This window comes from Arthrobacter sp. SLBN-100, from assembly GCF_006715305.1.
Lineage (GTDB): Bacteria > Actinomycetota > Actinomycetes > Actinomycetales > Micrococcaceae > Arthrobacter.
The window spans coordinates 3,211,870-3,228,931 of sequence record NZ_VFMY01000001.1; the positions used below are offsets into that span (position 1 = coordinate 3,211,870).

General features: G+C 65.7%; 14 protein-coding genes. 1 reads left to right on the plus strand and 13 read right to left on the minus strand.

Going from position 1 to position 17,062, the window contains the following annotated elements; all coding sequences use genetic code 11:
* Positions 1-74: 74 nt before the first annotated feature.
* Both FBY31_RS14800 and FBY31_RS14805 read right to left on the minus strand, forming a co-directional pair.
* Entirely contained in the window at positions 75-1,034 is a 960-nt protein-coding gene (locus FBY31_RS14800) for a polysaccharide deacetylase family protein (protein ID WP_142042496.1), read from the minus strand.
* A gap of 40 nt (positions 1,035-1,074) precedes the next feature.
* Positions 1,075-2,589 carry a purine-cytosine permease family protein gene (locus tag FBY31_RS14805; RefSeq protein ID WP_142042499.1) on the minus strand — a complete coding sequence of 505 codons (1,515 nt, stop codon included), beginning with the start codon at positions 2,587-2,589 and terminating at the stop codon, positions 1,075-1,077.
* Between the two features lie 109 nt (positions 2,590-2,698).
* Between FBY31_RS14805 and FBY31_RS14810 the strand changes: the two genes are divergently transcribed.
* Entirely contained in the window at positions 2,699-4,249 is a 1,551-nt protein-coding gene (locus tag FBY31_RS14810) for a PucR family transcriptional regulator (RefSeq protein WP_142042502.1), read from the plus strand.
* An 85-nt stretch (positions 4,250-4,334) separates the two neighbouring features.
* On the opposite strand, the gene FBY31_RS14815 is transcribed toward FBY31_RS14810, so the two are convergent.
* The 11 genes from FBY31_RS14815 to FBY31_RS14865 form a co-directional block, all read right to left on the minus strand.
* Complete coding sequence (locus FBY31_RS14815) at positions 4,335-5,474, minus strand: Gfo/Idh/MocA family protein (protein WP_142042505.1); 1,140 nt, start codon at positions 5,472-5,474, stop codon at positions 4,335-4,337.
* Complete coding sequence (locus FBY31_RS14820) at positions 5,471-6,244, minus strand: ThuA domain-containing protein (RefSeq protein ID WP_142042508.1); 774 nt, start codon at positions 6,242-6,244, stop codon at positions 5,471-5,473. The genes FBY31_RS14815 and FBY31_RS14820 overlap by 4 nt, the downstream gene beginning before the upstream one ends.
* Before the next feature lie 30 nt (positions 6,245-6,274).
* The gene (locus FBY31_RS14825) at positions 6,275-7,129 is read right to left on the minus strand and encodes a carbohydrate ABC transporter permease (protein WP_142042511.1); all 855 of its coding nucleotides are present in this window, start codon (positions 7,127-7,129) and stop codon (positions 6,275-6,277) included.
* Positions 7,130-7,136: 7 nt separating this feature from the next.
* Positions 7,137-8,135, minus strand: coding sequence for a carbohydrate ABC transporter permease (locus tag FBY31_RS14830; protein ID WP_235013074.1), 999 nt, complete (start codon positions 8,133-8,135; stop codon positions 7,137-7,139).
* A gap of 10 nt (positions 8,136-8,145) precedes the next feature.
* Positions 8,146-9,378 carry a sugar ABC transporter substrate-binding protein gene (locus tag FBY31_RS14835; protein ID WP_142042514.1) on the minus strand — a complete coding sequence of 411 codons (1,233 nt, stop codon included), beginning with the start codon at positions 9,376-9,378 and terminating at the stop codon, positions 8,146-8,148.
* 93 nt (positions 9,379-9,471) lie between these two features.
* On the minus strand, positions 9,472-10,494 hold the full coding sequence (locus FBY31_RS14840) for a LacI family DNA-binding transcriptional regulator (RefSeq protein WP_142042517.1): 1,023 nt from the start codon (positions 10,492-10,494) through the stop codon (positions 9,472-9,474).
* A 273-nt stretch (positions 10,495-10,767) separates the two neighbouring features.
* Positions 10,768-11,664: a formyltetrahydrofolate deformylase gene (gene purU / locus FBY31_RS14845; RefSeq protein ID WP_142042520.1), complete on the minus strand. Its 897-nt coding sequence runs from the start codon at positions 11,662-11,664 to the stop codon at positions 10,768-10,770.
* Between the two features lie 3 nt (positions 11,665-11,667).
* Entirely contained in the window at positions 11,668-13,041 is a 1,374-nt protein-coding gene (locus FBY31_RS14850) for an L-serine ammonia-lyase (protein ID WP_142042523.1), read from the minus strand.
* The gene (locus FBY31_RS14855; protein WP_142042526.1) at positions 13,042-13,680 is read right to left on the minus strand and encodes a sarcosine oxidase subunit gamma; all 639 of its coding nucleotides are present in this window, start codon (positions 13,678-13,680) and stop codon (positions 13,042-13,044) included.
* Positions 13,673-16,633 (minus strand): sarcosine oxidase subunit alpha family protein, encoded by a 2,961-nt coding sequence (locus FBY31_RS14860; RefSeq protein ID WP_142042529.1) that lies wholly within the window; start codon positions 16,631-16,633, stop codon positions 13,673-13,675. Before FBY31_RS14860 ends, FBY31_RS14855 begins: the two co-directional genes overlap by 8 nt.
* Complete coding sequence (locus FBY31_RS14865; protein ID WP_142042532.1) at positions 16,630-17,034, minus strand: sarcosine oxidase subunit delta; 405 nt, start codon at positions 17,032-17,034, stop codon at positions 16,630-16,632. The genes FBY31_RS14860 and FBY31_RS14865 overlap by 4 nt, the downstream gene beginning before the upstream one ends.
* Positions 17,035-17,062 lie beyond the last annotated feature (28 nt).

Consider the following 17,062-nt stretch of genomic DNA (forward strand, 5'->3'; position numbering starts at 1 on the left):
GACCTTTCAAAGGCAGAAAAGTGGCACTGCACCTTGTAGGTTTGCAGTACCACTTTGCGGCCTTTGTGCTGGGTTCAGCTTCCCATCGCTGCAGGCCTGGACTCACGTACCGAGGACGGCGTGAACCTGGCTCCCGTATCCGGGAAGGCCGGGACATCAATCCTCGCGTGGGTGTGGACCTCCTGGACCGTCCTGCGGGTGTGTTCGGCGATCTCCTCCATGGTGGCCACCCACATGCCGTCCATCCCCTTGACCCGCTCAATGAGCCGTTCCAACGCCACGGCTTTGGAGGGCCGGCCGGAGATGAAGGGGTGGTTGGTGAGGACGAAGCAGCTGCCCTGTGCGTGGTGTGCCTCTGCTTCGAGGGTCCACATCTCGAGGACCTTGGCCGGGCTTTCGATGACGCCGCTGCCGGTCACGCCGGGGTAGAACGCGTACTGCTCCCAGTCGTCCAGCGTCCAATCGACCGGAATTTCCACGATGTCCCTGCTATCACCCGGGGCGACGCTGAAGCGGTAGGGGGCATCGCCGTCGAGCAGGCTCGAATCGTAGAGGAAGCCGCGGTCGGCCAGGAGCCCGGCGGAGTGCCAGTTCAGCTCCCACCAGGGCGCCCGGTAGCCAACCGGCTCCACGCCGGCGGCTTTGGCGAGCGCCTCCAGCCCGCGGTCGATGTAGCGGGCCTCGGTTTCGGCGTCGATGCCCTGCATTGGCTCGTGAAGGTAACCGTGGTGTGCCACCTCGTGCCCGGCGTCCACAATGCGGCGGACGGTGTCCGGGTAGCACTCGGCTGTGAAGCCGGGAACGAAGAACGTGGCGCGGATGTCCTGCCGCTGGAGGATCTGCAGCAGCCGGGGAACGGCCACCTTGGGCCCGTAGGACTGGTGGGTCATCAGCGACATCCGGCGGGTGCTCTTGGGGTCGTGGGCGATGGTGCAGGATTCGGCGTCGACGTCGAACGTAAAGGATGCTGCCGCGCGCTTGCCCTCGGGCCAGGTGATCGGGTGGGCGGAGTCGGGGAATGCTTCAAGGGTCATGGTTGTCCTAGCGTTGCGGGAAGTTCGGGAGGTCTTCGGATCAGAGTGCTGCCGTGCCGGGAGCGGAAGCTCCGGTCAGCTCAGTGCTAACGTGCCCGGCAGGGGCTAGGGCCTCGATGAATTTCCGGTGCATCTTCGGGCCCAGGATGGCGTAGCTGGCGGCGCTGGCGAGGCCGCCGGCGAGCCAGGACAGGTCCCAGCCGCCCAGGGCCACGGCGATGGGGCCCTGCATGGCGGGGACGAGCCCGTACATAAACAGCCAGGTGGCGAAGATGCCCACCAGGAGGGAGGTGACGCCCGCCCAGTTGACGCCCGGGAGCCGCCTAGTGCCGACGCCGTCGAACAGCCTTTCCGGATTGCCGGGCCAGCGCTTGTCGATCCAGAAGTAGTGCACCAGCATCACGCCGCCCCAGGCGGCCACCCAGGCGACGAGGCCGATGAGCCAGGCGTCGAGGACTGCCGCGAAGTCCTCCTGGAAGATGAAGAACACGACGGCGGCGAGCGAGAAGACGCCGACGAACAGGTTGAGCTTGCGGCGGCTGATGGTGATGTCCAGTGCCTGCGTGGCCACCGAGAAGGTGTAGATGTTCAGGATGTTGGTGGCGATGGGGCCGTGCAGCACCATCAGCAGTACGGGCAGGGCGAGGACGCCGAAGTTCTGGACGATGAGCTTGCCGGGATCGATTTCGCCGCTGTTGGTGGCCAGGCTTGCGCCGAGGACGCCGAGCCAGACGACCGGGATGAACTGGCCCAGGACGGAGGCCAGGTAGACCTTCTTTTTGGGGACTTCGGTGCTGACGAAGCGGGAGTAGTCGGCGGCGTAGGTGAACCAGGTGATGCCCCAGCCGATGCCGATGGCGGTCATGACGGCGCTCATGGCGGCGATCCGCTCGGATCCTTCAAGGATGTTGCCCGCCGGGCCGGCGTAGCCCCAGTCGATCTTCATGCCGAACCACGCCACTGCGGACATCACGGCGAGGATGATGATGGTGGGCGGGACGGTCCACTTTTCGAAGGCTGCGATTGCCTTATAGCCGAACCAGGCAATAGCTACCTGGGCGGCCATGATGGTCGTGGCCACGCCGATCTTCCAGGCGTAGTTGTGGGCGGTGGGATCCACCCAGCCGAGTGTGCCGAAGAGCGCCATGACCAGATCCAGGATGATCCAGGTGTTGACGGCGCACCATCCGATCACCAGGAGCGCCTGGATGGCTGCCGGAAGGTAGTTGCCACGCCGGCCGAACGCCGCCCGGGCGAGCACCATGCCAGTGGCGCCGGTCTTCTGGCCGAGCAGGACGAAACAGCCGAAGAGCAGCATGCCAATCAGGTTGCCCAGCACCAGGACCGTCACGGTGTCCGCGAAACCCAACCCCAGGTGGATTCCGAGGGCCCCCAGTACCCAGTTGATCGGTGCCAGGTTGGCGCCGGCCCAGATCCAGAACTGACCTGAAACCTTGTGAGTGCGCTGGGACTCGGGAATGGGCTGGAGCCAGGCTTCCACGTCTTCCGCGTGGGCGGACTGATCGGCTCCCGGGCTTGTGGGTTGTTGTTGCATCGAGGCCTCTTCGTTGAGGGGATGGGGATTCCTCAAGATTATGTGTCCGGGACCACATGCACCATCTACAATGTGTCTTGAACTTTCCCTTTCTACACGACGGAGTGTCATGCCAGTTCGCTTGGAAGATGTTCTTCGGCATTCCACCGTTATTGCCGCCGACCCAGTGGTCCGCGCGGCCGCTGGTGTTGTTCCCCAGACGCAGCTTCGCTGGATCCACTCGAGCGAGGTCCTGGATATCGCGTCGCTGCTCGGTGGCGGTGAACTTCTGCTGACCGGCGGGCAGGCCCTTGCCTCCGCATCCGACGAGCGGCGGACGGACTACATCCGGGACCTGGCCGAGCGTGGGGTGGCGGCGCTCGCCGTCGAGACCGGAAGCGTGCTGCCGTCCATTCCATCCTCAATGATTTCGGCTGCCGAAGAGGCAGGCCTTCCGCTGATCGAGCTGCGCAAGGTGGTTCCCTTCGTGGGCGTCATGGAGGCCATTAACTCCCAGCTGGTCAGCGAGTCCGCGGCGCACTTGCAGCAGGCGGACCAGGCCAGCCATGCCATGGCTGTGGAGCTGGCCCACGGCGGAAGCCTTGACCGTATTCTTGCTGTCCTGGCTGTGGCCACGGGTACAGAGGTGGTGCTCACCTCCACTGCCGGTGTGACGCTGGGCAGCGCCGAGCCGAACGGACCGAGGGATGACTCGGAGCCCGATCCCTCCGGTGAGGACGAGGGGGACTACTTAACACCCATCCACGTGGAAGTGCCGGTGCGGGGGATTCCGTCTGCCCGGCTGACGCTCCATGTCCGCGGGGAGGCTGACGTGAACCTGGCGAGGATTGCCGCCAACCGGTCCGTGGACATTCTTGCCCTTGCCTTGTTGCAGCGTATGCCTCCCGGTTTGAAGGAGATGGCCGGCGCTGCCCTGATCCGGGCCATTGACTCGGGCAAGCAGAACTGGCGCCTTCAGGAACTGGCTCCCGCCGCAGGGATTCCGGTTACCGCACAGATGGTGGCGGTGGTGGTGCGTTCCCCTGCCTCAAAGCAGCTCCGGAAGGATGTGCAGAATCTGCTCGACCCGGGCGGGCAGCACGGGGCCAGTTATGCGGACAACGCCGAGCTCCTGGCGCTGGGCGTCCTCCGCTCCGGCAACGTCCAGGACGAACGGCAGAAGATCGTGGACGGCCTGCAGTCGCTCGAAGTCCCCGAGGGAACGGTGAGCGCCCTCGGGCCTGTGGCCTCCGGCATATCATCCGCCCCTTGGTCCCTCGCGGAGGCGAGGCTCACGCTGGAGCTGGCTGCCGACGCCGGCCGTTCCAGATCAGCGGCAAGCGCGCCGGGGCAGGTGCTTGATGCCCAGGCGTTCGCAGTGGAACGGCTGGCGGTCCAGGCGATGGATGAGGCCCGGCGCCGCGACTTCGTCAACCAGCAGCTGGCAGCGGTCCTTGAGCATGACGCCCTGCGGCATTCCCAGCTGGTGGAGACGCTCCGGGTCTGGCTGGACTCCGGGTGCAACACCGCCCAGGCAGCGCGTGAGCTCCATTTGGAGCGCCAGTCCATGCATCAGCGGCTGCAGCGGATCTTCTCGCTCTGCGGGGGAGATCCCCGCGGCACCGGCAGATTGGCGGCCCTGCACCTGGCCACCCGACTCGCGGCGCTCCAGCCCAAATAGCCGCAACGCCCCATCACCTCCCGCACGAAATCCCGGGACGCGCCATCACCTCCCGCGGGGAAACCTGGGACGCCCCATCGCTTCCTCAGGAAGCGGAGCGGGCTTGCACGCTTCCGCCGGCCAGGGCCTCCCGAACCGACGTCCAGGACTTGAGGACTTCCAGGACGGCGGGCTCGCGCTCTGTAAGAACCGCCTGCTGGTAGGAATCCTCCAGGAGTGCATCGAGTGATACCCGGGACCCGGTGGCCGCGCTGAGGATGGCGGCTTCGACCATGGCCAGACTCATGATGTTCTGGTGGACCCTTCCCATCGGGATGCTTCCCGTGCGGACGGCCGCCACAAAGTCCCGCAGGGAGCCCGCGATTTCCTGGCCTGGGTCTTCGCTGGAGCCCCCGTCAGGGGCCAGGGAGGTTACGGGCTCGTTGTCGCCGTCCCACAGCACCGTTCCGCTCTCACCGCTGATCCGCCACGAAGCATTCCATGAGGTTTCCTGGCCGGGGCTGCACCAACTGCCGGTGAACACGAAGCGTTCCCCGCCGCTCATCTCAAAGACGGCCGTGGCACCGGCATCACCGCGGTACCAGCTCCAGGACGGGTTGTACTCCTCGCAGAAGACAGAGACGGGATCGGCGCCGAGCAGGAACCGGGCCATGTCGAACTGGTGGATCGCCATGTCCAGCAGGAGCGGGTGGTCCATGGCGTCCCGGAAACCGCCAAACTGCGGTGCTTTGAAGAACTCGGCGGAGACAATGCCAACGGCACCCAAGGAGGCCGACAGCCGCTTCGCTTCAAACAGCTGCCGGTTGTAGCGGCGCGATTGGCTGACCATAAACAGCTGGCCATGGACTTCCGCCGCGGCCGCCAGCGACAGCCCCTGGGCCACGGTGGACGCCACAGGCTTCTCGCCCAGGACGGGCAGCCCTGCAGCGAGGGCCTCGGTGGTGACCGGATGATGTGCGGCAGGGACGGTGACATTGATGACCGCGCGCGCGCCGACGTCGGACGCCAGCCGAGCTGTACCGGCACCTACGGGAAGGTCCGGCCGCCCCAGCCAGGCAGCAGCCGCGTGGGCTGCCTCCAGGTCCAGGTCCACGATGCCGACGAGCTCAACCAGGGGTGACTCCTCAACCGTGCGGAGCCATGCGCGACCCATGCCCCCGGCGCCCACCACTACAACGCGAAGGGGACTGCCGTCGTCGGGAATTACTGCAAAAGGCGTACTCACGCATTGGCTCCCTGGTAGCTCTTGCCGTTGAAGAAGTCGCCGGTCTCGTAGCGCAGCAACTCGGGAACTGCCCGTTCCGGGCGGTCGGTGACGGCCCATTCCACGGCGTTGGCGATGACCCGGCGGATGTCCTTGTGGTGGTACACGGGGTAGTCCTGGTCCCCGGGGCTGAAGAAGAAGATCTTGCCGTGACCGCGGCGGAAGGTGCAGCCGGAACGGAACACTTCGCCGCCGCTGAACGAGCTGATGAACACGAGTTCTTCGGGGGTGGGGATGTCGAAGAACTCGCCGTACATCTCCTGCTCAGGGATCTCGATGGGGTGCGGCACGCCCTTGGCGATGGGGTGTGTCGGGTCCACGGTCCACACCAGTTCGCGGTCCCGCTCGGACCGCCAGCGGAGGGTGCAGGAAGTACCCATGAGCCTGGTGAAGATCTTGGACCAGTGGCCGGAGTGCAGCACGATCAGGCCCATGCCGGCGAGGACGTGGCGGTGGACGCGCTCAACGATCTCGTCGTCAACGTCCGCGTGGGACATGTGCCCCCACCACGTCAGGACATCAGTGCCGGCCAGCACTTCCTCCGTGAGGCCGTGTTCCGGTTCGTCCAGGGTTGCTGTCCGGACCTCGACGGCGGCGCCCAGGTTCTCCTCGATCCCCGCCTTCACGGCGCCGTGCATTCCCTCGGGGTACAGCCGTGCCACCAGTTCGTCCCGCTTCTCGTGCCGGTTTTCGCTCCAGACGGTGACGCGGATGGGGTTGCTTTCAGACATGGTTTTCTCCTTGTAGGTGTGGAAGACGGTCTATTTGACCGCGCCGCCGGTGGTGCCGGCAGCGATGTATTTCTGGGCGGCGACCAGCAGGACGATGGCCGGGATGGAGGCGAGTACCGCCGTCGCCATCACCGAACTCCAGTCGTTCACATAGGCGCCGATGTACTGGAAGATGCCCAGGGTCACCGGCCGGACGGCCTCGGTGGTGGTCAGGGTGAGGGCGAACAGGAAGTCGCTCCAGGCGAACAGGAAGGTGAAGAGGCCGGCGGTGATCAGGGAGTTCCGGCTCAGCGGAAGCACGATGGACCAGAACGCCCGGACATGCCCCGCGCCGTCCACCCGCGCCGCCTCGATCACCGAGGCCGGCATGCCGTTCATGAACGCCCGGATGATGAGGATGGCGAACGGGATTCCGTGCGCTGAATCCGCCAGGATCAGCCCTGGTACGGAGTTGAGCAGGCCCAGATCGTTGTACGCCGTGTACAGGGCGTTGGCCACCACGATGCCAGGGATCATCTGGCTGATGAGGATGGCGAAGAGCACCACGCCGGCGCCACGGACCTTGAAGTAGGCCAGTGCGTAGGCGGCAGGGGCGGCGATGGCGAGGCTCAACGCCACGCTGCCGAGCGAGATGATCAGGCTGGTGACGAGGTTGCCGCCCTGCTCGTTGATGGCCGTGGCGTAGCCGGTGAAATCCGGCTTCAGCGGCAGCCACGAGGTTTCCAGGGTGGTGCCGTTGGGCTGCAGGGAGGCGTTGACCATCCAGTAGACCGGGAACAGCATGACGGCCAGGAAGAAGATGGCCAGCGCCGTGTAGCCCCAGTTTTTGCGGTTGGGAACGGCGGCGGTGTTCCGGCGGACAGGTGCTTTCAGTTGGGTTGTCATGGTTTCCTCACTCATCCACCGCGCGCCGGCTGGCCCGCAGGTAGAAGACTGCGAACACCAGGGAAATGATCACCAGTACGTTGCCCAGTGCCGCGCCTTCGCCGAACTTGAACTCGTGGAAGGAGAGGGCGTAGGACTGAGTGGCGATGGTTTGGGTTGAGTTTGCGGGGCCGCCGTTGGTGAGGCCCAGGATGATGTCCAGCACCTTGAGTGTGTAAACGACGCCGAGCACCAGGACCACGCTCACTACCGGCCGCAGCATGGGCCAGGTGATGTGCCGGAAGGCCCTCCACCCGGTGGCCCCGTCCAGGGACCCGGCCTCGTAGAGCTCGTCCGGAATTTCCTGCAGGCCGCCATAGAGGATGGTCAGGTTGAACGGGATCCCGATCCAGATATTCACCCCCACCACCGCAATCAGCGCCAACGAAGTGCTGGTCAGCCAGGGAATGCCGGTGTCGATAATGCCCAGGTCCCCGAGGAACCGGTTCAGTGCGCCGCTGTCCTTGTCCAGGATCCAGCGCCAGACGGCGCTCGAAACGATCAGCGGCAACAGCCACGGGAGCAGGAGCAGGGAACGCAGGATTCCGTTGAGCGGGAACTTGCGCTGGAAGAAGATGGCCAGCGCCAGCCCGATCACGAACTGGCCCAGGATGGACCCGAGCGTGAACAGCGCGGTGTTGAGCAGGGAGGTAGAGAATAACGACGACGACAGTACAGTCACGTAGTTGGCCAGCCCCACCCACGGGGCTTCCCCTGTGAAGAACGTGGATGTGGTGTAGTCCTGGAAGCTCATGACGACGTTCTTGACCACGGGGTAGCCAAAAAACAGCGCCATGTAGACCACGGCGGGAACCAGGAACAGCCACTGGAAAAGGCGCTCCCGGCGTTGGCGGCTGCGCCGCCTGGGGACCTGGCTTGCAGTCCTGGAATCGCGGCTGTGTTTCCGGGCGCCCTTTGCCGTGGCCGGCCCGGCTGCCGTCTGCGATAAGTCGGTTGTTAATGACATGGCAGGCTGCTTACTGGCCCTGGGCTTGCTTGAGGGCGTCGGCCGGTGAGGCGTTGCCCGTCAGTGCGGTCTGGATGGCCGTGTAGATCTTGGTGGCCTGGGCAGGCCATTGGTCCCCGAGCTGGCCCGTCCGTGCACGGGCGGTCTTGATCAGCTCCGTGAAGGTGGCGAGCTTGGGGTTTTCGCCGGCGAACTTGTCAGCCAGCGTGGTCTTGGAAGGAATGGTGTTGCGGACCTTGGCCATCGCCAGCTGCTGTTCGTCGCTGTTCAGGCAGGCAACCACTTCGGCGGCCTTGGCCTGCCGGGCCTTGTTGCCGGTCTGCGGGACAGTCCACACTTCGCCTCCGAGCGGGGCGACTGCTGTCTGGCCGGCTTCGCGCACCGGAATCTTCACGACGCCGTATTGCAGGCTGGGCTGCTTGTCCAGCGCTGGGATCTGCCACGGGCCGTTGACCATCATGGCCGCTTTGCCCGCCAGGAACTGGTCCTTAACATCAGCCTGGGTCCAGTTGAGGGCCGAGGAGGAAACAGAACCGTCCTTGACCAGGTCTGTCCACAGCTGGAGCGCCTGTTCAGTTTCCCGTGTGTCGATCTTCTTTTCGTCCCCGCCGTTGGACCACATGACGGGCAGGAACTGCCAGGTGCCTTCATAGGTGGGGTTGGCGTTGAAGGCCAGTCCGTACTGGTCACCCGCGGTAAGCTTCGTGGCTGCCGCCTTCAACTCGTCCCATGTGGCCGGCGGCGTGACTCCGGCCTTGGCAAGGATGTCCTTGTTGTAGAACAGCGCGATGGTATTCACGGTGGGAGCCAGGCCATAGACCTTGTCCTTGTAGCTGCCTGCGCTGAGGACGCCCTCGGCGAAGTTGTCAGTGCTGATCTTGAAATCGGCCAGGGGAGCCAATGCACCGGTTGCGGCAATCTGCTGCAGGTCCGGGTTATCAAGCATGAGGACGTCCGGCAGTGTTTTGGAGGAGGACTGCTGGAGCACTTTTGAAATAAGCGACTTGCCCGGCACGGTCTCCCGTTTGATGGTCACGCCGGCCTGGGTGCCGCAAGCTGCCAAGGCATCGCCGATGAACGATTTGTCCGGTTCGTTGTTGTAGTAGTCCATGACGGAGATTTCCTTGACGGCCTCCGAGGAAGAGGCTGTGGGGGAGGTCCCGCAACCGGAGACGATGAGTGGCACGCCGATCAAGGCGGTGACGGCCAGGGCGAGCGGACGGGTCCTTTGTAGTGACTTCATTGTCTGTTCCTTTTTCTGGGGACGGTTTGTCGATGCGTATCGACGAAAAACATTCGAAAGGGATGTTGTGCCGGGTGTTGATGGAAGAAAGGTTTAGCCGCCGTGGGGTGGACGGAGCGTGCTGGAACGGTGGGTGATCACCGTGGGCACCAATTCCAGGGATTCGGTTGGTCCCTGGTGATCGGCTTCGAGTAGTTCGCAAATGATCCTGACCGCGCGGCGCGAAACTTCGGCCGGGCGGAGGTCGATGGTCGAAAGCGGAATGGGCTGGAGCTCAGCAAGGGTGGCGGAGGCGCTGCCGATAACGGAAACGTCCTTGCCGGGAGTCAGCCCACGGCTGGACAGAACCCTGCGGAGGACATCCTGGACCGTGCCGTCCGGTGCGATGAACGCCGGCACGCCCGTGGTTTCGGCCAGGGCTTTATCCACGGAATCGGCGATGGCGTCGCGGTCTGTGCCGCCGGGCAGGTGCAGCACTTTCACGCCGAGGCTTTCCGCCGCGGTGTTGGTGCCGGACATAAAGCGTTCTACGTAGTTCACATGCCGGTCCACTACTTCCGGCTGCCAGTCCAGGACGGAGATTACGGTGTGGCCTGCCGCGGCCAGGTCCCGGACGCACTGTTCGCCGGCCATCTCGAAGTCGGCATCAATGCAGACCAGGCCGGAAGGGTCATGGGGGATGCCGATCAGGACCACCGGCACGTGGAGGCTGCGGACCACGGGGAGCCGCTCGTCGTCGCCCTCCACCTGCATAAGGATCAGTCCGTCGCAGATTTGCTGGCCCACCACCCGCTGCAAGCCAGGTGCGCCCTCGTCCTCGGTGACGAGCAGGATGTCGTGGTCGTAGAGTCGTGCGGTATTGGCAATCACGGACACGAATTCCATGATCGATGCCATGTGCAGCTCCGGTATGAACGGAATGACGAGGCCGATCACCCGGGTCCTGCGGCTGGCGAGCGCGCGGGCCCCGGCGTTGGGCTGGTAGGTCAGCTGCTGGATGGCGTCTTCCACCTTTTTACGGGTCTTCTCGGAGATGGGACGCTTGCCGCTCAGCACATAGGAAACCGTGCTCTGTGCAACGCCGGCGGCCTGGGCAACATCCTTGCTCGTGGGCATTGCTTGGCCTCCTTGCGCTCGCTGTTAAACGGTTTCTGTGGACTGTCGATACGCTTCGTCGATGCGCATCGATTAGAAGTATCGCATGGGTCACGCAAGCTGCACAAGGCCCTTGCCAGGAACGCTAAAAGCCGGAGCCCTTCCGCATTCAGGTGCGAGAGGGCTCCGGCTTTTGCCGCAGGAGGTGATGGGTCGTTGGAGAAAGGGCTGCAGGACGTGATGGGGCGTTGGGGAAAGGGCCGCAGGAGGTGATGGCGCGTCGTATGGAGGGGGTTAGCGGAGGACCACCGTGCGGTTGCCCTGCAGGATCACCCGGCCTTCGCAGTGCCAGCGCACGGCGTTGGACAGGGCCTTGCACTCGGTGTCGCGGCCGGCGGCCACCAGGTCCTCGGGCCCATAAGTGTGGTCCACCTCAACGGTCTGCTGGGAGATGATCGGCCCCTCATCCAGCTCGCTGTTGACGTAGTGCGCGGTGGCACCCACGGTCTTTACACCGCGCGCGTAGGCCTGGTGGTACGGCTTGGCGCCCTTGAAGCTGGGCAGGAACGAGTGGTGGATGTTGATCGCCTTCCCGTCCAGCTTTCGGGTCAGGTTGTCGCTGAGGACCTGCATGTAGCGGGCCAGGACCACGAGTTCCACATCGAACTCGTCCACCAGTTCCAGCAAGCGTCCCTCGGCGGCAGGCTTCGTTTCAGCCGTGACCGGCACGTGGAAAAACGGAATCCCGTGCCACTCCACCAGCGCCTGGTGGTCCGTGTGGTTGGAAACCACGGCCACCACGTCCACCGGCAGTTCGCCGATCCGGGCGCGGAACAGCAGGTCGTTGAGACAGTGTCCGAACTTGGACACCATGATCAGCACCCGCCGCTTGGACCCGTTCGGCTCCAGCCGCCAGCGCATCCCGAACTTTTCGGCAACGGGACCGAAAGCGGCCCGCAGCGTGTCCGCGGTGGAGGCATCGCCGTCGGACGCAAAATGCACCCGCATAAAGAAGTGCCCTTCGGATCGCTCGCCGAACTGCTGGTTGTCGATGATGTCGCAGCCGTGCTCCAGCAGGAAGCCGGAGACTGCGTGGACGATGCCCGGGGACTCGCTGCAGTCCAGCGTCAGGACATGTTCAACGGTGGTCGGGGAAGTGGCAGGGACAGGTTCAGTCTCAATTGCAGTCATGGTTCAGCACTCGATTACGTTGACGGCAAGGCCTCCGCGGGAGGTTTCCTTGTACTTGGATTTCATGTCGGCTCCTGTTTCGCGCATCGTTTTGATGGCTTTGTCGAGGGACACCTTGTGGCTGCCGTCGCCGTGCAGGGCAAGGCGGGCGGCGTTGATGGCCTTGACGCTGGCGATGGCGTTGCGCTCGATGCAAGGGATCTGCACCAGCCCGCCCACCGGATCGCACGTCAGGCCCAGGTTGTGTTCAATGCCCACCTCAGCGGCGTTTTCCACCTGGGCAGGCGTCCCGCCCAGCACCTCGCAGAGTCCGGCGGCCGCCATCGAGCAGGCTGAACCCACTTCACCCTGGCAGCCCACTTCCGCACCTGAGATGGAGGCGTTGATCTTGAACAGGATTCCGACGGCGGCCGCGGCCAGCAGGAAGCGGACCACGCCGTCGTCGTTGGCGCCGGGGACGAACTTCACGTAGTAGTGCAGCACCGCCGGGACGATGCCCGCCGCACCGTTGGTGGGTGCGGTGACGATCCGCCCGCCGGCGGCGTTTTCCTCGTTCACGGCCAGCGCGAACAGATTCACCCATTCCATCGCCCGCAGCGGGTCGGTCACCCCCGTGTCCGCGCTCAGGGTCTGGAACAACGACGGCGCGCGGCGGCGGACGTTGAGCCCGCCGGGAAGAATGCCTTCCGCGGCACAGCCGTTGTCCACGCACTCGCGCATCACGGCCCAGAGCCCCAGCAGCTTTTCCCGCAGTTCCGCTTCGGTCCGCCACACCAGCTCGTTGGCGAGCATGACGTCTGAAATGGACATCCCTTCACGCTTGCAGATCTCCAGGAGCTCGTCGGCGGTGTTGAACGGGTAGGGGAGGACGGTGGAATCGGCCACCACGCGGTCGCCGGCGTCGGCATCCCCGTCCACCACGAAGCCGCCGCCAATCGAATAGAAGCTCCGTTGGCTCAGCACGGCGCCGGCATGATCCATCGCCCGGAACGTCATGCCGTTCGGGTGCGCAGGGAGGGACTTGCGCCGGTGCAGCACCACGTCCTCGTCCCAGTTGAAGTCCACCCGGTGATCGCCGCCAATCCACAGTTCGGCGTCGAGGGCCGCGGCAGCCACCTGGTCATCGGCAGTGAAGGTGTCCACGGTTTCCGGGTCCAGCCCCTTGAAGCCCAGCACCACGGCCTTATCCGAGCCGTGGCCCCGCCCGGTGGCCCCGAGCGAGCCGAACAGTTCAGCCTGCACCCGCCTGGTGGAGCTCAGGTGTCCGTCGCCTTTGAGTCCGTCGGCGAACAGCTTCGCTGCCCGCATCGGGCCGACCGTGTGCGACGACGACGGCCCGATGCCAACGGAGAACAGGTCCAGGACGCTGAGGGCCATTTAGGGGACCTCGGGGGAGGCGTACTCCCGCATCGCGTCCAGGAGCCAGCGGCCCAGGAAGTCAGCGAACGAGGCACGGGGGAAGATCCGGAAGGTCTCTTCGCCCGTCTTCCACAGGACCACCGGGATGTTGCCGATCTCGGTGGACAGCGCCGTGCCGGCCTTCAGCACGCGGGGGTGCAGGTCCAGTGCGCAGCCCTTTTCCAGGACTGCGCGGGCACGCGGGCCGGTGAGTTCGAAGGTGGTGCGGTTGGCGGAGAGGTCCACCCCCTGTCCTTCGCCGTCGGCCAGTGCCTCACGGAGTGCCTGGATCAGGTCACCGCCGAGGGACTCGTGGGCTTCCGTCGGTGCCACCACGAGGAACTCTTCGGGCCCGAGCCACAGCACGTTGGTGTCGCCGGTGCCGCTGACGCCGCCGGAGGCTGCGGGCAGGCCGCCGGTGACGGAGGCTACCCGCTGTCCGGCGTCGCTGTTCCGGTCAACCCGGAGGCCCACCATGGTGAGGAAGGCGATTTCGCCCAGTTCCACCACTCCCCGGACGGAGCCGGTTTCAAACGCTGCCCGGAGCTGGGCGGCGGGGCTGATGCGCAGGGAGAGGTTCTTCTTGTAGGAGGTTGCGGGTGCTGCTGTTTCAGCCATCTTTGCGGGTCCCTTCGGGGTCAAAAAGTACGGTTTCTGCGACAACAACGTCCACGAGCTGGTCGCCGGCGGCTGCGATGAGGGTTTCGCCGATCCGGTTGCGGCCGTTCTTGATCAGGGCCAGGCCGAAAGACCGGCCCAGCGCTGCGCTGTGGTAGCTGGAGGTGACGAAGCCTTCCATGGGGACCGGCCCGTAGGCGGGGTTGGTGGAGCGGCCCTTTTCCACGAGCTGGGTGCCCTCCGGCAACCGGAGCGTCCCGTCCACCGGCAGGACGCTCACCAGGTGCTTGCGGTCCTCGCGCTGTCCATCGGCGCGGGCGTAGGAGCGCTTGCCGATGAAGTCCTTGGCTTTGGAGACGATCCATTCCATCGCAGCGTCCTGCGGGGTGACGGTGCCGTCCGTGTCCTGGCCAACGATGGGGTAGCCCTTTTCGGCGCGGAGCACGTGCATGGTTTCGGTGCCGTAGGGGGTGATGTTGAATTCGGCGCCCGCGGCTGCCACGGCCTCCCAGGTGTTCAGTCCGTACCAGGACGGCACATTGATTTCGTACGCCAGTTCGCCGGAGAAGGAGATCCGGCAGACCCGGGCACGGACTCCGGAGCCGAGGGTGGTTTCGCGGAAGGTCATGAACGGGAAGGCTTCGGCTTCCAGCCCGCCATCGGCGGCCAGCTCCGGCGCCACCTTGGCGAGGACAGCGCGGGAGTTTGGCCCGACGACGGCGATGGTGCTCCACTGTTCAGTGACCGAGGTGCAGTGCACGTCCAGCTCCGGCCACTCGGTCTGCAGCCATTCCTCCAGCCAGTCCAGCACCTTGGCGGCGCCACCGGTGGTGGTGGTCATGAAGTAGCGGTCCTCGTCGAGGCGCAGGGTCACGCCGTCGTCGAAGATCATGCCGTCAGGGGTGCACATCACGCCGTAGCGGGCGGAACCCGGGGCGAGCTTCTTGAACGCGTTGGTGTAGATCCTGTTCAGGAATTCGCCGGCGTCCTTGCCCCGGATTTCGATCTTGCCCAGGGTGGTGGCGTCCATGAAGCCCACGGACTCGCGGACGGCGGCGCATTCGCGCAGCACGGCGGTGTCCATGTCCTCCCCGGCCTGCGGGTAGTACCAGGGCCGCTTCCACTGCCCCACGTCCTCGAACAGGGCGCCCTTGGCGACGTGCCACGGGTGGATCGAGGTGACGCGGGCGGGGTCGAACAGCTCACCGCGCTGGCGTCCGGCGAGGGCCGCGAATGCCACCGGGGTGAAGGGCGCGCGATAGGTGGTGGTTCCGATGTCGCCGATGCCGCGGGAGGCCTCGCCGGCCGTGCGGAGCGCGGCGGCAATCACGCCGATCGCGTTGACGCCGGAGGTCTTGCCCTGGTCGTTGGCGGTGCTGATGGAGGTGTACCGCTTGATGTGCTCCACCGACCGCATGCCGGCTCCGGTGGAGCGCAGCACGTCAGCCACGGACTGGTCGCGCTGGAAGTCCACGAAGTGGTGGTGCCAGTCGTCCGGCGTACCTTCCTCACCCGGGACCAGCCACAGCTGGCGGGTGGGGGCGGAGGCCTTCGGCTCACCGATCGGGAAAGGCTCGACGGCGGCACTAAAGCCGGCCGCGATGGCTGCGGTGACGCCGGCGGAGATGCCTTCAGCGAGGCAGTCAGCGGTGGCGAAGCTGCCGCGGCCCGAGCCGATGGTCTGCTGGTTCGGTACTACGGTGCTTGGCACGAAGGCGGCCAGGTCCTCATCCCAGCGCAGCTTGCCCTGCCGCTGGGAATGCAGGTGCACCAGCGGGCTCCAGCCGCCGGACACTGCCAGGAGATCGCAGGCGATCTTCTCGATGCCCGAGGTGAGTTCGCCGTCGTCGTTAATGCTGCGGACGGTGACGCCGTCCAGGCGACCATCACCGGCAGCGGAGGTGTTGGCTACCGCGCTGCCAATCAGCACCCGCGTGCCGGCTTCGACGGCGGCAGCAGCCACTGCGGTGAGCTGCGGACGCGCGTCCACGACAGCCGCGACCTTGACGCCGGCGGCGCGCAGGTCCGCGGCCAGGGCATAGGCGCTGTCGTTGGTGGTGCTGATGACCACGCGCTGCCCGGCGGCCACGGCGAAACGGTTGAGGTAGCTGCGGACGGCGGAGGCGAGCATGATGCCGGGGCGGTCGTTGTTCTCGAACACCAGCGGGCGTTCGTGGGCGCCGGGGGCCAGCACCACCTGGCTGGCACGGATGTGCCAAATACGCTGCCGGGACACACCGGAAGCGGCAGGGGAGGACAGGTGGTCCGTCCGGTTCTGGACGGCGATGACGTAGTTGGCGTCGTAGGCGCCGAAAGCGGTGGTGCGGTTCAGGACGGTGGACTCGGAGCCGGAGACGAGCTCGGCCTCGACGTCAGCCACCCATTCCAGGGCGGGCTTGCCTTCGATGGTCTCCGCCAGTTCAGCTGCCGTGGACCCGGACAGGAGGGATCCGCCCAGTTCGGGCTGGTCGTCCAGCAGCATCACGCGGGCGCCGGTGCGGACCGCTTCGCGGGCCGCGGCCAGGCCGGCGGGGCCGCCGCCGATCACCAGGACGTCGGTGTGGACGTACTTCTTGTCGTATTCGGCTCGGTCATCGGCGGGGTCGAGCTTCCCGAGGCCGTTCAGGTACTCCGCCTTCAGGCCGTCCACCAGGGTGACGGTGGTGGCGGGGAGCATGGACTCGGCCACGTGGCCGGGGAAGCGGGGTTCGACGCGTACCAGGGCGTTCGCTTCCTCCACTCCCGCCGACATGATGCCCCGGGGGCGGTCCTCGTAGAGCGAGTTGCCGGCGGCGACGCGGCCGTTGGCCAGCAGGGCGGAGGCGAGCGTATCGCCCGGGTGGCCGCTGAGCTCCTCGCCATCCACGGTGAAGCGCCAGGAGATGGTGCGGTCGATGCGTCCGCCGGCAGCGAGGCGGGCGTTCTGGGAAGTCGCGGGATTCTGGGAAGTCACTTGGTTGCTCCTTCCGGGGCGGTGGTGCTGGAGATGCTGGTGGTGGACGTGCCGGGAGCCGCGCTTCCGGTGGTGGTGCTGTCCGGGGCGGTGCTGGCAGTGCCCGTTTCGGCGGTCACCTTGCCGCCGGCATCCGGCCGGGGCGAACCCATCGGGTAGACGGCCTGGATGTCGTAGGTGACGGTGTCGCGGAGCATGTTGAACCACTGGCGGCAACCGGTGCTGTGCAGCCAGCGCTCGGCGAAAGCGCCCTTGGTGTTGTCCCGGTAGAACAGGTACTCGGCCCATTCGCGGTCGTTCAGCCCGCTCGGGTTCTCCGGGTAGGGAACGTGGGCCTGGCCGCCGTAGTGGAATTCGGTCTCGTCACGCGAGCCGCAGTTGGGGCAGGAGATGAGCAGCATGTGCGTCTTCTTTCTAAAGTGCAGTGTT

What these genes read in the sequence shown, in the direction of transcription:
- FBY31_RS14800 (WP_142042496.1), bottom strand. Translation starts at nt 1,034, where the DNA reads ATGACCCTTGAAGCATTCCCCGACTCCGCCCACCCGATCACCTGGCCC.
- FBY31_RS14805 (WP_142042499.1), bottom strand. Translation starts at nt 2,589, where the DNA reads ATGCAACAACAACCCACAAGCCCGGGAGCCGATCAGTCCGCCCACGCG.
- FBY31_RS14810 (WP_142042502.1), top strand. Translation starts at nt 2,699, where the DNA reads ATGCCAGTTCGCTTGGAAGATGTTCTTCGGCATTCCACCGTTATTGCC.
- FBY31_RS14820 (WP_142042508.1), bottom strand. Translation starts at nt 6,244, where the DNA reads ATGTCTGAAAGCAACCCCATCCGCGTCACCGTCTGGAGCGAAAACCGG.
- FBY31_RS14825 (WP_142042511.1), bottom strand. Translation starts at nt 7,129, where the DNA reads ATGACAACCCAACTGAAAGCACCTGTCCGCCGGAACACCGCCGCCGTT.
- FBY31_RS14830 (WP_235013074.1), bottom strand. Translation starts at nt 8,135, where the DNA reads ATGTCATTAACAACCGACTTATCGCAGACGGCAGCCGGGCCGGCCACG.
- FBY31_RS14835 (WP_142042514.1), bottom strand. Translation starts at nt 9,378, where the DNA reads ATGAAGTCACTACAAAGGACCCGTCCGCTCGCCCTGGCCGTCACCGCC.
- FBY31_RS14840 (WP_142042517.1), bottom strand. Translation starts at nt 10,494, where the DNA reads ATGCCCACGAGCAAGGATGTTGCCCAGGCCGCCGGCGTTGCACAGAGC.
- purU (WP_142042520.1), bottom strand. Translation starts at nt 11,664, where the DNA reads ATGACTGCAATTGAGACTGAACCTGTCCCTGCCACTTCCCCGACCACC.
- FBY31_RS14850 (WP_142042523.1), bottom strand. Translation starts at nt 13,041, where the DNA reads ATGGCCCTCAGCGTCCTGGACCTGTTCTCCGTTGGCATCGGGCCGTCG.
- FBY31_RS14855 (WP_142042526.1), bottom strand. Translation starts at nt 13,680, where the DNA reads ATGGCTGAAACAGCAGCACCCGCAACCTCCTACAAGAAGAACCTCTCC.
- FBY31_RS14865 (WP_142042532.1), bottom strand. Translation starts at nt 17,034, where the DNA reads ATGCTGCTCATCTCCTGCCCCAACTGCGGCTCGCGTGACGAGACCGAA.